At 62.2% G+C, this 13,240-nt stretch carries 13 protein-coding genes and 3 pseudogenes; 13 read left to right on the top strand and 3 right to left on the bottom strand.

Annotated elements, in window-relative coordinates; genetic code table 11:
- Nucleotides 1-227 precede the first annotated feature (227 nt).
- On the bottom strand, nucleotides 228-836 hold the full coding sequence (locus AO240_RS12825) for a prepilin-type N-terminal cleavage/methylation domain-containing protein (protein ID WP_099236791.1): 609 nt from the start codon (nucleotides 834-836) through the stop codon (nucleotides 228-230).
- Nucleotides 833-1,294, bottom strand: coding sequence for a type II secretion system minor pseudopilin GspH (gene gspH, locus AO240_RS12820; protein WP_099236790.1), 462 nt, complete (start codon nucleotides 1,292-1,294; stop codon nucleotides 833-835). The genes AO240_RS12825 and gspH overlap by 4 nt, the downstream gene beginning before the upstream one ends.
- Nucleotides 1,295-1,407: 113 nt before the next feature.
- Here gspH and AO240_RS12815 point away from each other — a divergent pair, with 113 nt between their 5' ends.
- Nucleotides 1,408-1,839, top strand: a complete 432-nt coding sequence (locus tag AO240_RS12815) for a general secretion pathway protein GspC (protein WP_099236789.1) — start codon at nucleotides 1,408-1,410, stop codon at nucleotides 1,837-1,839.
- Between the two features lie 6 nt (nucleotides 1,840-1,845).
- Here the strand turns inward: AO240_RS12815 and gspI are convergent, their stop codons facing one another.
- Nucleotides 1,846-2,232, bottom strand: coding sequence for a type II secretion system minor pseudopilin GspI (gene gspI, locus AO240_RS12810; RefSeq protein WP_058414610.1), 387 nt, complete (start codon nucleotides 2,230-2,232; stop codon nucleotides 1,846-1,848).
- 146 nt (nucleotides 2,233-2,378) lie between these two features.
- On the opposite strand from gspI, the gene gspG reads away from it, so the two are divergent.
- From gspG to AO240_RS29315, 12 genes and pseudogenes are all read left to right on the top strand, one after another.
- Entirely contained in the window at nucleotides 2,379-2,828 is a 450-nt protein-coding gene (gspG, locus tag AO240_RS12805) for a type II secretion system major pseudopilin GspG (RefSeq protein WP_058414609.1), read from the top strand.
- 8 nt (nucleotides 2,829-2,836) lie between these two features.
- On the top strand, nucleotides 2,837-3,802 hold the full coding sequence (gspK, locus tag AO240_RS12800) for a type II secretion system minor pseudopilin GspK (protein ID WP_099236788.1): 966 nt from the start codon (nucleotides 2,837-2,839) through the stop codon (nucleotides 3,800-3,802).
- Entirely contained in the window at nucleotides 3,799-4,974 is a 1,176-nt protein-coding gene (gspL, locus tag AO240_RS12795; protein WP_099236787.1) for a type II secretion system protein GspL, read from the top strand. The genes gspK and gspL overlap by 4 nt, the downstream gene beginning before the upstream one ends.
- Nucleotides 4,967-5,512: a type II secretion system protein GspM gene (gene gspM / locus AO240_RS12790; RefSeq protein WP_099236786.1), complete on the top strand. Its 546-nt coding sequence runs from the start codon at nucleotides 4,967-4,969 to the stop codon at nucleotides 5,510-5,512. The genes gspL and gspM overlap by 8 nt, the downstream gene beginning before the upstream one ends.
- Nucleotides 5,509-7,872, top strand: coding sequence for a type II secretion system secretin GspD (gene gspD, locus AO240_RS12785; protein ID WP_099236785.1), 2,364 nt, complete (start codon nucleotides 5,509-5,511; stop codon nucleotides 7,870-7,872). The genes gspM and gspD overlap by 4 nt, the downstream gene beginning before the upstream one ends.
- Entirely contained in the window at nucleotides 7,869-9,287 is a 1,419-nt protein-coding gene (gene gspE / locus AO240_RS12780) for a type II secretion system ATPase GspE (RefSeq protein ID WP_099236784.1), read from the top strand. The genes gspD and gspE overlap by 4 nt, the downstream gene beginning before the upstream one ends.
- Nucleotides 9,287-10,495: a type II secretion system inner membrane protein GspF gene (gene gspF / locus AO240_RS12775; RefSeq protein ID WP_099236783.1), complete on the top strand. Its 1,209-nt coding sequence runs from the start codon at nucleotides 9,287-9,289 to the stop codon at nucleotides 10,493-10,495. Before gspE ends, gspF begins: the two co-directional genes overlap by 1 nt.
- Before the next feature lie 197 nt (nucleotides 10,496-10,692).
- Complete coding sequence (locus tag AO240_RS29335; RefSeq protein WP_177445820.1) at nucleotides 10,693-11,025, top strand: contractile injection system protein, VgrG/Pvc8 family; 333 nt, start codon at nucleotides 10,693-10,695, stop codon at nucleotides 11,023-11,025.
- Nucleotides 10,991-11,399, top strand: a pseudogene (locus AO240_RS29330) (contractile injection system protein, VgrG/Pvc8 family); the annotation flags it as partial. The gene AO240_RS29335 and the pseudogene AO240_RS29330, both read left to right, overlap by 35 nt.
- Nucleotides 11,400-11,420: 21 nt before the next feature.
- On the top strand, nucleotides 11,421-11,627 hold the full coding sequence (locus tag AO240_RS29325) for a contractile injection system protein, VgrG/Pvc8 family (protein ID WP_371918626.1): 207 nt from the start codon (nucleotides 11,421-11,423) through the stop codon (nucleotides 11,625-11,627).
- Nucleotides 11,614-12,739: pseudogene (gene tssI, locus AO240_RS29320) on the top strand (type VI secretion system tip protein TssI/VgrG); the annotation flags it as partial. The gene AO240_RS29325 and the pseudogene tssI, both read left to right, overlap by 14 nt.
- Nucleotides 12,740-12,782: 43 nt before the next feature.
- Nucleotides 12,783-13,240: pseudogene (locus AO240_RS29315) on the top strand (type VI secretion system tip protein VgrG); the annotation flags it as partial.

The following is a 13,240-nucleotide window of genomic DNA, read 5'->3' as shown; positions in this document are numbered from 1 at the left end:
CTGGCCCGTGGTACGGGTGCAGCTTCGAAAGCATTATCGGTGAGGGAAGTTCAGGCTGTTTTCAGCCGAGGGTGATTGGCTTCAAGGGCTGATGCGAAGGTATTACTATAAAAAACCCGAGTGAAGGTCTTTTTTGGAATAAGCTAATTATTAAATTATGTTATTTAGATAATTTTTATAATCATAAATAATCATGTTGTGCGGCGTGTGGAGGGCGTGCGCTTCGCTTAGTCGAGTGGGCCGATCACTTGCCGATAGTGTTCGGCACCCTGCAGCGTTTGCCGGGTCAGGTTGATTTCCAGGCCTGAGGGCTCGTCTTTGCGATTGCCGCTGAGTTGACGCCAGCCCTGGCCGGGTTCCCAAACGCGCACCTGCAGGTCACTGACCTTGTCGAGTACGGCCACGCCCTCGCTTGGCGCCGGCAATGGGTAGTGACTGCGCGCAGGTGCTGCTGCGCGGTACAGGGTTTCGCCCTTCAGCCACCAGCGCACGCGTTGCAGGCCATCAACCGAGGCTGCGCTGCGGATCACGTCAAGGCGAAAGCGCTGATTGTCGGCGCTGCGTACGCTGATCACCGCCGGCACTGGCGCGGGTTCATCTTCCTGACCGGTCAGGTTTGGCGCGCGCAATTCGACGCTGGCACGCAAGGCCAGGTCGCGCTCCAACTGGTTCAAGGCGCGCAGTATTTGTTCGGTCTGCTCGGTGCTGGCCTGCAAATGGCTGTCGGTGCGAGTCACCGCGTCCAGGCCGCGCCAGGCAATCAGGCTGACGACGGCCATCAGCATGATCGCCACCATCACTTCAATCAGCGTAAAGCCGTGTTGGGCGGTTTTCATGGTGCGTTCACCACTCGAAATTGGCCGGCCGCTGTGCGCATTACCGACAGGCTGTGTTGCCCGTCCGAGAGTTCCAGTTGCAACGGCGTGTCGAACCATTCGGCATTCAGTACCACGCGTTGTGTGGGGATGACGCGTACCTGAACCGCTGCCGTGTCCCACGCGCGAGGGCGCAGTTGCGGGTCTGTCTTGAAGTGATCAAAACCTGCGCCTTGTTGATTGCGGCGGCTGAAGCGAAACCCGTGGTTATCCGCCAGCCAGGCGATCGGGCGGCCGTCGGCCTGGGCCTCAGCCTGGGCGATCTGCAGCAATTGCACGAGGCGGTTGGCGTCCTGGCGCAACAGGTGCGCCGGGTCGGGCTTGATGCTCAGGCTGATCGCCGCACTGGCGATGCCGATGATGACCAGCACCACCATCAGTTCGATCAGGGTAAAGCCCTGCTGCGTGGGTTTGTGCATGAGGCAACGTTCCTTCGTTGTCGAGCGGTGTTGCGTGTCTCGGCTGCTTGCGGCGGTCAAAGATGCTGCGCCGTACTGTAGACTCTGCGGCGGGACAACAGGGAGGTTCGGTCTTGGCATTTACGTTTCGTTTATCGATCACGCAGTCGGTGCAGGCGGCGGCGCTGCTCGCAGCACTGGCCGGTGTGGTGGTCTGGTCATCGCTGTGGCTGAGCCCGGCCGATAGCCAAGTGCCGGTCGCCGAGCGCGAAAGTGCGGCGGTGCCGCTGAACACGCCTGCATTGCAGTGGTTTTCCAACCAGCCTGCGCAGGTGGACATCAAGGTCTCGGGGCTCATGGCCGGTGCGCACGGCGCCGTGGCGATCCTCAGTCTCAACGGCGCGCCGCCGCGTGGTTTTCTCGCCGGTGAGCGGCTCAGCCCGGGCGTACGCCTGGTGGCGATTGAGCGCGATGCCGTGGTGATTGAACGCGGCAACGAGCAGACTCGATCCAAGGTCAGCACGCTGCCGGATGCCCCGGTGTTGCCGCAATTGATACGGCGCTGAGCCGGTTCATTCGGGCTTTTCCGGTGGTTGACCGAGCAGCGTCTCAAGCCGCGCCAACGGTGGCGCCTCGCGCTCGCTGTCGGATACCTGCAGCGTGACGCGCATCAGCCGTGTGTCGGCGCTGGGCGCGATAGTTTGTTCGCAGCGCAGCCGCAGGCGCCCCTGATCACACTCGAAGGCTTTGCGCCCAGGCTTCAGTTTGCCTTCCAAACGCAGCTCTGCCAGCCGACTTTGCGCGGCCAGCAGCGCCATCGAGCGATCGCGCAGCAGCCCATTGCTTTGGGTCATCAGGCCAGCAACGCGCACCGCCGCCGACATCGCCACGGCGATAATCGCCAGCGCCACCAGCACCTCGATTAACGTAAAACCTTGCTCCTTGCGCGACAGCTCCATGGGTGACTCTTTGCGGTTAACCGGCGCACAGGATAGCACTCGCCATCCGGCAAATTACCTGGCGCGCGGTTGAGTTTTTTTAATACACACTTTCTTGCTTTTGTTACACTGCGCGCCGAATTGAGTTCAAGCCAAGGATGGTCGACATGGATTTCGCGCGCGTCAAATTTCAGCCTGGAGGCGGCCGTGGTCAGCAGGGGTTCACCCTGATCGAGATCATGGTAGTGGTGGTGATTCTCGGCATTCTGGCGGCGCTGGTGGTGCCCAAAGTACTCGACCGCCCCGATCAAGCCAGGGCCACGGCGGCCAGGCAAGATGTCGCCGGCCTGATGCAGGCATTGAAACTCTACCGCCTCGACCACGGCACCTATCCCAGCATGAACCAAGGGCTCAAGGTGCTGGTTGAACGCCCGGCTGACGCAAAAAACAGCAATTGGCGCGCGTACCTCGAACGCCTGCCCAATGACCCTTGGGGTCATCCTTACCACTACCTCAACCCCGGCGCGAACGGCGAAGTCGACATCTTCTCGCTCGGCGCAGACGGGCAACCTGACGGCGACGGCGTGAACGCCGATATTGGCTCCTGGCAGCTCTAAGCGTCGCCATGAACACCTATTCGCCTGGTTGGGCGAAACAACGCGGCATGGCAATTATCAGCGCCTTGCTGATTACCGCCGTCGTCGCGGTTATCGCCGCAGGTATGCTCACCCGCCAGGGTGTTTTCACGCGTGCGCTGGAAGCTCAACAGTCCCGCCTGCAGAGCAGTGCGGTGCTGCTTGGCGGCCTGGAAATAAGTCGGCAATTGCTCTGGGACGCGCGTCGGCAAGAGGCGCTGACGCGGCGCGGCCAAGCGTGGGCGCAGCCGATCAAAAGCCCGCTCTCCGGCGCCAGTTTTGAAGGGCGGCTGGAAGATCAGCAAGGCAAATTCAACCTGCGTAATTTAATCGGCAACGAGCGCGTCAACTCCGCGCAGTTGCGCAGTTTTGAGCAACTGTGCGCGATGCTCGGCATCCATGCCGGCGTGGCGCAACGCATCAGCCAGCGCGTGATTGCGGCTTATCCACGCCAGGAGCACCCGCACAGTGTGCAGCAAAGCCGCTTTGACAGCGGCCGTGCGACCTCACCCAACGCCGCTGCAAAGCCGATCGCCGCGACCCGTCCGATGCTGCGCAGCCTCGACGACCTGCGCGGCATCGAGGGTGTGAACGAGCGTGTGTTGGCTCTTTTGGCGCAGCATGTCACGGTTATCCCGGTCACGACTTGGGTCAACGGCAACACCGCCAGCGCCGAAGTGTTGGCGGCGGTGGTGCCTGGGTTGTCGTTGACCACGGCGCAGGCGTTGGTGGCGGAGCGTGATCAAGGCCAGTGGTTTATCAACCGTGGTGACTTTCTCAATCGCTTGCGTTCGCCACAACTGACCGTCGACGAGCTTAACGTCGGCATTAGCAGCGAGTGGTTTGTGCTGCACGCGAATACTCGCCGTGACCAGCGCCGCATCAGTTTGGAGGCGTTGCTGTACCGCTCGGAGGGCGAGCGGCCAAGGGTGATCTGGTCGAGGCTGGGCGTATGACCTGCGTGCGCATTGCGTTGCCGCCGCTGCACAGCCTGACGGCCGACAGCGCGTTTGAGTTCGCACGCCTGGACCGCAACGGTCGCGTCAGCCGCAGCGGTGTCAGCAGCTTGTTGCAGCTTGGCGCGTCTGCTCAATCGCAGGCCGTGGAGTGTTTTCTGCACCCCACAGACAGCGTGCTCACGCACGTGCAGTTGCCACCGCTGTCGGCCGCGAAGACCCAAGCGGCCGTGGCGTGTGCGGCGCAAGCGCTGATCCTCGGCCGCAGTGAGCAGATGTATGTCGCCCACAGCGCGCGCAACAGTGAAGGGCAGGTGTTCCTCAGTTGGTTACCGAGGGTGGCGCTGGAGCATTTCGCAGCGTTGTTGAGCCAGCACCGTTTGAAGCTGCGCGGGCTTTACCCCGCGCCATACGGCCTGCCGGAGCCCTCGGCCGGGCACATCAGCGCGTGTGTGCAGGACGGGCATTTGCTGCTGCGCTTCAGCGCCGAACACGGCGTGGTCGACCCACAGGTTCAGGCCTGCCTGGACGGGCTGGCGGCCAGTGGCAGCGGCGTGTGCTGGTTCGGCGAAGACGCACCCGTGGCAGTTATTGAGCGGCAACCTGCGCAGCAGCGCTGGTGCGCTGTTGCACCGGGCTGGGGGTTGCACGCAGGCGTCAGCAAGGCCGCCAAACCGGCCGCCGGTTGGGGCAGGGCGCTTGCCTGTTGCGCGCTGGCAATCGGCGTGTGGTTGCTGGGCCTGAACCTGTACGCCGCGCGTGCCGCGGGTGAAGGCCAGGCACTCAAAGCGCACATGGCGCAGCGCGTCAAACAGGCCTTTCCTGAGTTACCGGTGATTCTCAACCCACTGCAACAAGCCCGTCAGCAATTGAGCGCGCGCAGCAACCCGGCGAGTACTGACGCGCCCCAGCGTTTTACCGGCTTGGTGTTGCAAGCCGCCGACGCCATGCCGTTCATGGTGGGCAGTGTGCAAGGCCTGATATTTGAACACGGTGAGCTGCAATTGAACGTGCCTGACGATGCGCGTGTTAACCGCGCAGACAACGCCTGGCAAGCCACGCTCGCGCAGGCTGGCGTAGCGGTTCAGGCGACGCCGACGGGCTGGCGCCTGCTGCCGGCGGTGGCCGCGCCCGCTGAATCCGGCTCCGGCGGTGTGGCGGACGATGAATAAGCATTCCTTGACCGCCTGGCGTGGCCAGTGGCAGCAGTTCAACGCGCGCGTCCACGTACTGTGGCGTGGCCTGTCGCTGCGCGAAAAACGCTTGGTCAGCGGCACGGCGTTGTTGCTGGGCGGCTTGTTGATCTGGTTCGCACTGGTACAGCCGCCGTTGAAAAAAATCGAGTATTGGCAGGCTGAAACGCCGAAATTGCGTGCGCAAGCCCAAGCGCTCGAGCAGTTGCTGCGCGATGTGCCGCTCGCGCCCGCCAACCAGCCGCTTGAACAGGCATTGCGCCACAGCCTGGATGCGCGCGACCTGGCCGGTCGCTACCAATTAAAGCCACTCGACAGTGGCTGGCAGTTGACCTTCGACGATGCGCCGGCGGATGCCGTCATAGGCTGGCTGGTCAGCGCCCCAGCGCAATTTTCTCTGGAAGTGGTCGAGGCTCGTGTGCAGCGTGCAGGCGAGACCCGCACCGATAATACGACAGGCACTCTGTCGGGAACCGTCCGCATGGATCAGGCGCTTGGCGCTAAGGAAGCTTCATGAAGTGGTCAGGTTCCAATTACCTGCGCAGCTACGTACATACAGCTGCGCCGTTGCTGTTGCTGGCACTCAGCGCGTGCAGCACTCAAACGGCGCAAAACCCGCCACCGTTGCTGGTCGACAGTGAACTTGGCCAACCCCTGGCCAACACCCAGCGCAGCGGTGATGTGCTGCTGGAGCGCCAGCGCGCCCAGGCGAAAATCCAGCGCCAGGCGCGGCCGCAACACACCATCGTCAACCCGGCGCGACGGGCTGGCAGTGTTCCCGGCAGCGCGGCGGCAAGCAGCCCGCTGGGCAACCAGCCGGTGAGCTTGAATTTCGTTGATGCGGATATTCAAGCCGTGGTGCGCAGCTTGTCGCGTGCCACCGGGCAACAGTTTCTGGTCGACCCACGCGTGGCGGGCAGCCTGACGCTGGTGTCTGAAGGCGAGGTGCCGGCCCACCAGGCGTATGACATGTTATTGGCGGCGTTGCGCATGCAGGGCTTCAGCGTGGTCGATGTCGGCGGTGTGGCGCATGTGGTGCCGGAGGCCGACGCAAAGTTGCTCGGCGGGCCGATCTACAGCGCCACCAAGCCGGCCGCGAATGGCATGCTGACCCGCACGTTTCGGCTGCACTACGAAAACGCGGTCAACCTGATCCCGGTGCTGCGCCCGATTATCTCGCCGAACAACCCGATCAACGCTTACCCCGGCAATAACACCTTGGTGATCACCGACTACGCCGACAACCTGACGCGCGTGGCGCAGTTGATCGAGAGCATCGACACCCCAAGCGCTATCGACACCGACGTGGTGCAGGTGCAAAACGGCATCGCGGTGGACATCGCGGGCATGGTCTCGCAACTGCTGGAGCAGCCGGGCAACGACCCGAGCCAGAAGATTTCGCTGGTCGGTGACCCGCGCTCGAATGCGATCATCATCCGCTCCGGCAGCCCCGAGCGGACCGAGTTGGCGCGTAACCTGGTGTACAAACTCGACAACGCCCAAAGCAACCCGAGCAACCTGCACGTGGTGTATTTGCGCAACGCGCAGGCGGCGAAGCTGGCCCAAGCGTTACGCGGTTTACTGACCGGCGAAAGCGACAGCGGCACGGCCGATACCGGGCGCTCGGTGTTAAGTGCGATGGGTGCCAACACCAGTGGCGGGCAGGGCAGCCAAAGCAGTTCGAGCCAAGCATCGAGTACCGCCAGCACTGCCGGCACCAACCCCGCTTACGGGCAGAGCAATGGCAATTCGAGCACCCCGACCGGCACTCAAGCGGCGGATCAAAGTGTTGCGTTCAGCGCCGGCGGTGTGACCATCCAGGCGGACGCCACCACCAACACCTTGTTGATTTCCGCGCCCGAGCCGCTGTACCGCAACCTGCGTGAAGTCATCGATATGCTTGATCAGCGCCGCGCGCAGGTGGTGATCGAAAGCCTGATCGTTGAGGTCAGTGAAGACGATGCCAACGAATTTGGCGTGCAATGGCAGAGCGGTGACCTTGCCGGAAAAGGCGTGATCGGCGGTACCAACTTGGGCGGCAGCGGCTTCCAGGCTGGCGGCAGGACCAGCATCGACGCACTGCCCGGCGGCCTGAGTGTGGGTTACCTCAAAGGCACGGTTAACATTCCCGGTATCGGCAATGTGATGGACCTCAAAGTGCTGGCGCGGGCACTCAAGAGCAAGGGCGGCAGCAACGTGCTGTCAACCCCGAACCTGCTGACCCTGGACAACGAAGCCGCGAGCATTTTCGTCGGCCAGACCATCCCGTTTGTGAGTGGCAGCTACGTCACCGGTGGCGGTGGCACCAGCAATAACCCGTTCCAGACCGTGACGCGCGAAGAGGTCGGGCTCAAGCTCAATGTGCGGCCGCAGATCTCCGAGGGCGGCACGGTGAAACTCGACATCTACCAGGAAGTCAGCAGCATTGACGAGCGCGCCTCGAACACCGCGAGTTCGGCGGGCGTGGTCACCAACAAGCGTGCAATCGACACCAGTATTTTGCTTGATGACGGGCAGATCATGGTACTCGGCGGCTTGCTGCAGGACGGTTACAGCCAGAGCAACGAAGCGGTGCCGTGGTTGTCGAGCATCCCGGGCCTGGGTGCGCTGTTTCGCAATGAGCGCCGTTCGACCGCCAAAACCAACCTGATGGTATTCCTGCGGCCTTATATCATCCGTGACAGCGCTGGTGGACGTGCGATCACCCTCAACCGCTACGACTTCATTCGCCGCGCTCAGGGTGCACTGCAACCGGAGCGCAATTGGGCGATGCCGGACATGCAAGCGCCGCAATTGCCGGCAACCGCCGTGGGTGTGCCAGCGCAACCGCTGCCAAGTCTGCCACGCGCGACGATGCGTGCGGTGCCGGTGCAATGAGCACGCTGCCCTACGCCTGGGCCAAGGCCCAGCGCATCGTGTTGCGCAGCGGCGAAGAAGGGCTCGTGCTGACGGTGTGCCCGTCGACGCCCGGCTGGTCGATCAGCGAGGTGCGCCGCCAGTTCGGCCCGGCGTGCTTGCAGCAGGTGCGTGACGAGGAACTCGACGGGCTGCTCGCCGCGGCCTACGCCGACACCGGCAGCGCGGCGGCCGTGGTGGGGGCGGCGGAAAACGAAGTCGACCTCGACCGATTGATGCAGGAGATCCCGGAAATCACCGACCTGCTCGACACGCAGGACGGCGCGCCGGTGATCCGCATGATCAACGCGTTGCTCACCCAAGCGGCGCGTGACGAGGCCAGCGACATTCACATTGAGCCTTACGAAAGCCATTCGGTGGTGCGCTACCGCGTCGACGGCGCCTTGCGTGACGTGGTGTCGCCGCGCAAGGCGTTGCACGCAGCGTTGGTGTCACGGATCAAGATCATGGCGCAACTCGACATCGCCGAAAAACGCCTGCCGCAGGATGGTCGCATCGCCTTGCGGGTGGCGGGGCGGCCGATTGATATTCGCGTGTCCACACTGCCCACCGGCCATGGTGAACGGGTGGTCATGCGGTTGCTCGACAAACAGGCCGGGCGCCTGCAGCTGGAAACCCTCGGCATGGACGCGCAGGTGTTGGCCAAGCTGGACAACCTGATCCGCCAGCCCCACGGCATTGTGTTGGTCACCGGCCCCACCGGCAGCGGCAAGACCACCAGCCTCTACGCCGCCCTGGCGCGACTCGATGCCAGCACCAGCAACATCCTCACCGTTGAAGACCCGGTGGAATATGACCTGCCAGGCATCAGTCAGATCCAGGTCAACGCCAAGATCGACATGACGTTTGCCCTGGCCTTGCGGGCGATTCTGCGCCAGGACCCGGACATCATCATGATCGGCGAGATCCGTGACCTGGAAACCGCGCAAATCGCCGTGCAGGCGTCGCTCACCGGTCACTTGGTGCTCGCCACGCTGCACACCAACGACTCGGTGTCGGCGGTCAACCGCCTGATTGACATGGGCGTCGAGCCCTTCCTGCTGGCGTCTTCGATGCTCGGTGTGCTCGCCCAACGGTTAGTGCGGCGCCTGTGCAGCCACTGCAAACAGCCCGACCCGGCGCAGCCTGGCACGTGGCGCCCGCTCGGCTGTGCGGCCTGCAGCCACACCGGCTACAGCGGGCGCACCGGCATCCACGAATTGTTCTGCATCGACGATGCGATTCGCGCGTTGATCCACCAAGGCGCCGGCGAACCAGCGCTGCGCGCCGCTGCGCGCCAAGCCGGCATGTTCAGCCTGCGCGAAGACGGCGAGCGCTGGGTGCGCAGCGGGACCACGGCGCCGGAAGAAATCCTGCGCGTGACACGGGACACCTGATGAATCGCTACCGTTTCGAAGCGGCCGACGCCACCGGCAAAATCGAGTCCGGGCATCTCGAAGCCGATAGCCAAGGTGCAGCGTTTGGTGTGCTGCGCAGTCGCGGTTTGACCGCGCTCTCGGTGCAGCTTGAACCGCCAATAGTGGCCGGCGGCGGCTCGTTGTTCAGTGCCAAACTTTCCGACAACGACCTTGCGTGGGCGACGCGGCAACTGGCGAGCTTGCTGGGCGCGAGCCTGCCGTTGGAAGCGGCGCTGAGCGCCACGGTGGAGCAGGCGGAAAAAAAGCACATCACCCAAACCCTCAGCGCGGTGCGTGCCGATGTGCGCGGCGGCATGCGCTTGGCCGATGCGCTGGCGACCCGGCCACGGGATTTTCCGGCGATTTATCGCGCGCTGATTGCCGCCGGCGAAGAGTCCGGCGACCTGGCGCAGGTCATGGAGCGGTTGGCCGACTACATCGAAGAACGCAACAACCTGCGCAGTAAAATCCTCACCGCGTTTATCTACCCGGGCGTGGTCGGCCTGGTGTCGATTGCGATCGTGATCTTCCTGCTCAGCTACGTGGTGCCGCAGGTGGTCAGCGCATTTTCGCAGGCGCGTCAGGACCTGCCGGGGCTGACCCTGGCGATGCTCAATGCGAGTGACTTCATTCGCAGTTGGGGCTGGCTGTGTTTGGGCGTTATGGTCGCGGGCTTCTGGGGGTGGCGCGTGTATTTGCGCAACCCTGTGGCGCGCCTCAACTGGCACAGCCGCGTGCTGCGCTTGCCGTTGATCGGGCGCTTTGTGCTGGGCCTGAACACCGCGCGGTTTGCCTCGACCCTGGCGATTCTCGGTGGCGCCGGGGTGCCGCTGTTGCGTGCCCTTGAAGCCGCGCGGCAAACCCTGTCCAACGACCGCCTGAGCCAGAGTGTGAGCGATGCCACCGCGAGGGTTCGCGAAGGCGTCAACCTCGCCGCTGCGCTACGCGTGGAGAAGGTGTTCCCGCCGGTGCTGATCCACCTGATCGCCAGCGGCGAAAAAACCGGCGCGCTGCCGTCGATGCTTGAGCGTGCGGCGCAGACCTTATCGCGGGATATCGAGCGCCGAGCCATGGGCATGACCGCGCTGCTGGAACCGCTGATGATCGTGGTGATGGGCGCCGTGGTGTTGGTGATTGTGCTGGCGGTGTTGCTGCCGATCATCGAGATCAATCAGTTGGTGCAGTAGCCTGGTTCCAGCGCGCATTAACGCGCGATCCAAAGCCCTTCCTGAATCAGAGAAAATTCCGTTTAGATATAGGAAGTTTCCTGCATATTTCTTTTCCGCTCCTTGTTTAACCTGATTTTTAGCCCCCACACGCTCACAGGCGCCCGCCTGCTGCCAGCCTATGGGCCCACGCTAAAAGTCCGACAAGGAAAAGGCGGATGTTCGTCGCAACCCCACACGCGCAATTCAACCTGACGATCAACGATTTCGAGCATGATTTTCAGGTGCTTTCGTTCACCGGCAAAGAGTCCATCAGCACGCCCTTTGCGTTTGAACTGGAACTGGGCAGCGAACACCCTGACTTGAACATCGAACGTCTGTTGCACAAACAAGCCTTCCTGGCGTTCAACCACAGTGGCGCGGGTGTTCATGGGCAAATCTACCGCGTTGCCCAAGGTGACTCGGGCAAGCGCCTGACCCATTACAGCCTTACGCTGGTGCCGCAGTTGGCCTATTGTTCATGGGCAAATCTACCGCGTTGCCCAAGGTGACTCGGGCAAGCGCCTGACCCATTACAGCCTTACGCTGGTGCCGCAGTTGGCCTATTTGGCGCACCGCACCAACCAGCGCATTTTCCAACAAAAAAGCGTCCCGCACATTATCGCGCTGATTCTTGAAGAGCATGGCATCCAGGGTGACGCCTACTATTTTCACGTGGGCTCGACCTATCCTCAAAAAAGCGTCCCGCACATTATCGCGCTGATTCTTGAAGAGCATGGCATCCAGGGTGACGCCTACTATTTTCACGTGGGCTCGACCTATCCCGTGCGCGATTACTGCGTGCAGTACAACGAATCAGACCTGCTGTACATCCACCGTTTGTGCTGGGAAGAAGGTATTCACTATCACTTTCAGCACTCGCCAAACGGTCACGTATTGGTATTGGGTGACGACCAAACCATATNTGTACATCCACCGTTTGTGCTGGGAAGAAGGTATTCACTATCACTTTCAGCACTCGCCAAACGGTCACGTATTGGTATTGGGTGACGACCAAACCATATTCCCCAGGCTGAGCCGGCCCACAGCCTATGTGCAGGACACCGGCCTCGTCGCTGATCTCGCCAAACGGTCACGTATTGGTATTGGGTGACGACCAAACCATATTCCCCAGGCTGAGCCGGCCCACAGCCTATGTGCAGGACACCGGCCTCGTCGCTGATGAACCCGTAATCAAGCGTTTCAACCTGCGTTTTGCGGCGCGTACCAGCCGCACAACGCGACGTGATTACAACTTCGAGAAGGCCCGCATCACGCTCGAAGCGGGCCATCGTCCGCCAGCCCAGGACGGCCAGCCTGACCTGGAAGACTACCAATACCCCGGTGGTTTTACCCAGCGCACACGCGGCCAGTTGTTGAGCCAGCGGGCTCTGGAGCGCCATCGCGCAGATTACCGTCAGGCCGAGGGTAAAAGTGACCAACCCACGCTGGTCAGCGGTCATTTTTTGCCGCTGTCGCAACACCCGCGAAATGACTGGAATGACCTTTGGTTGCTCACCTCGATTGGCCACGAAGGCCTGCAACCGGCTGTTCTGGAGGAGAGCCTTGCGAGCGACGGCAGTGCGCACAAAGATGACTTCGTTCAGGGTTACCGCAATACGTTTACGGCCACGCCGTGGGACGTGTTCTATCGCTCGCAACAGGCTTACCGGAAGCCGCGGATATTCGGCTGTCAGACGGCATTGGTGACTGGCCCCAAAGGCGAAGACATCCACTGTGACCGACACGGAAGGGTCAAGGTACAGTTTTATTGGGACCGCGAAGGTCAGGCCGATGACAAAAGCAGTTGTTGGCTGCGTGTTGCCTCCAGTTGGGCGGGCGACAGCCATGGGGCGGTCGCAACAGGCTTACCGGAAGCCGCGGATATTCGGCTGTCAGACGGCATTGGTGACTGGCCCCAAAGGCGAAGACATCCACTGTGACCGACACGGAAGGGTCAAGGTACAGTTTCATTGGGACCGCGAAGGTCAGGCCGATGACAAAAGCAGTTGTTGGCTGCGTGTTGCCTCCAGTTGGGCGGGCGACAGCCATGGGGCGGTGACCATTCCTCGGGTCGGCATGGAGGTTCTGGTTTCATTCCTCGAGGGCGACCCCGACCGCCCGGTGATCAGTGGTTGCCTGAGTAACAGCGCTAACCCCGTGCCCTACGAACTGCCCGCCCACAAAACCCGCAGCGTGTTTCGCAGCCGCAGCTCACCGGGCAGCAGCGGCTTCAACGAATTGCACCTGGAAGACCGTAGCGGCCATCTACGAACTGCCCGCCCACAAAACCCGCAGCGTGTTTCGCAGCCGCAGCTCACCGGGCAGCAGCGGCTTCAACGAATTGCACCTGGAAGACCGTAGCGGCCAAGAGTTGATCTACCTGCGCGCTCAGCGAGACATGCAGCATCGGGTTGAAAACGACAGCCTTCTGCACGTCGGTAACGAGCGCAAGGAAATCATCAAGGGCAACAGCGTGGCCGTGTTGGAAGCGCAAGACCAGCGCACCGTCACCGCCGACCGCAAAACTCAGCTCAAGGCCAACGATTATTTATGCGTGGCGAACAGCAGCCACACCCGCGTCGGGCAAACGCTGGTCGCCGAAGCCGGTCAGGAAGTTCACCTTAAAGCCGGCGCGCGTTTGATTCTGGATGCGGGTGCAAGCATCACCCTGAAAGCCGGTGGGCAACACATCGTGATGGGCCCTGCCGGGATCTTCAGCAGTTG

This window comes from Pseudomonas sp. ICMP 460, from assembly GCF_002723595.1.
GTDB lineage: Bacteria > Pseudomonadota > Gammaproteobacteria > Pseudomonadales > Pseudomonadaceae > Aquipseudomonas > Aquipseudomonas kitaguniensis.
This window is presented reverse-complemented; position numbering and strand designations above follow the sequence as displayed.

What these genes read in the sequence shown, in the direction of transcription:
- AO240_RS12825 (WP_099236791.1), bottom strand. Translation starts at nt 836, where the DNA reads ATGAAAACCGCCCAACACGGCTTTACGCTGATTGAAGTGATGGTGGCG.
- gspD (WP_099236785.1), top strand. Translation starts at nt 5,509, where the DNA reads ATGAAGTGGTCAGGTTCCAATTACCTGCGCAGCTACGTACATACAGCT.
- gspG (WP_058414609.1), top strand. Translation starts at nt 2,379, where the DNA reads ATGGATTTCGCGCGCGTCAAATTTCAGCCTGGAGGCGGCCGTGGTCAG.
- gspE (WP_099236784.1), top strand. Translation starts at nt 7,869, where the DNA reads ATGAGCACGCTGCCCTACGCCTGGGCCAAGGCCCAGCGCATCGTGTTG.
- gspF (WP_099236783.1), top strand. Translation starts at nt 9,287, where the DNA reads ATGAATCGCTACCGTTTCGAAGCGGCCGACGCCACCGGCAAAATCGAG.
- gspM (WP_099236786.1), top strand. Translation starts at nt 4,967, where the DNA reads ATGAATAAGCATTCCTTGACCGCCTGGCGTGGCCAGTGGCAGCAGTTC.
- AO240_RS29335 (WP_177445820.1), top strand. Translation starts at nt 10,693, where the DNA reads ATGTTCGTCGCAACCCCACACGCGCAATTCAACCTGACGATCAACGAT.
- gspH (WP_099236790.1), bottom strand. Translation starts at nt 1,294, where the DNA reads ATGCACAAACCCACGCAGCAGGGCTTTACCCTGATCGAACTGATGGTG.
- gspL (WP_099236787.1), top strand. Translation starts at nt 3,799, where the DNA reads ATGACCTGCGTGCGCATTGCGTTGCCGCCGCTGCACAGCCTGACGGCC.
- gspK (WP_099236788.1), top strand. Translation starts at nt 2,837, where the DNA reads ATGAACACCTATTCGCCTGGTTGGGCGAAACAACGCGGCATGGCAATT.
- gspI (WP_058414610.1), bottom strand. Translation starts at nt 2,232, where the DNA reads ATGGAGCTGTCGCGCAAGGAGCAAGGTTTTACGTTAATCGAGGTGCTG.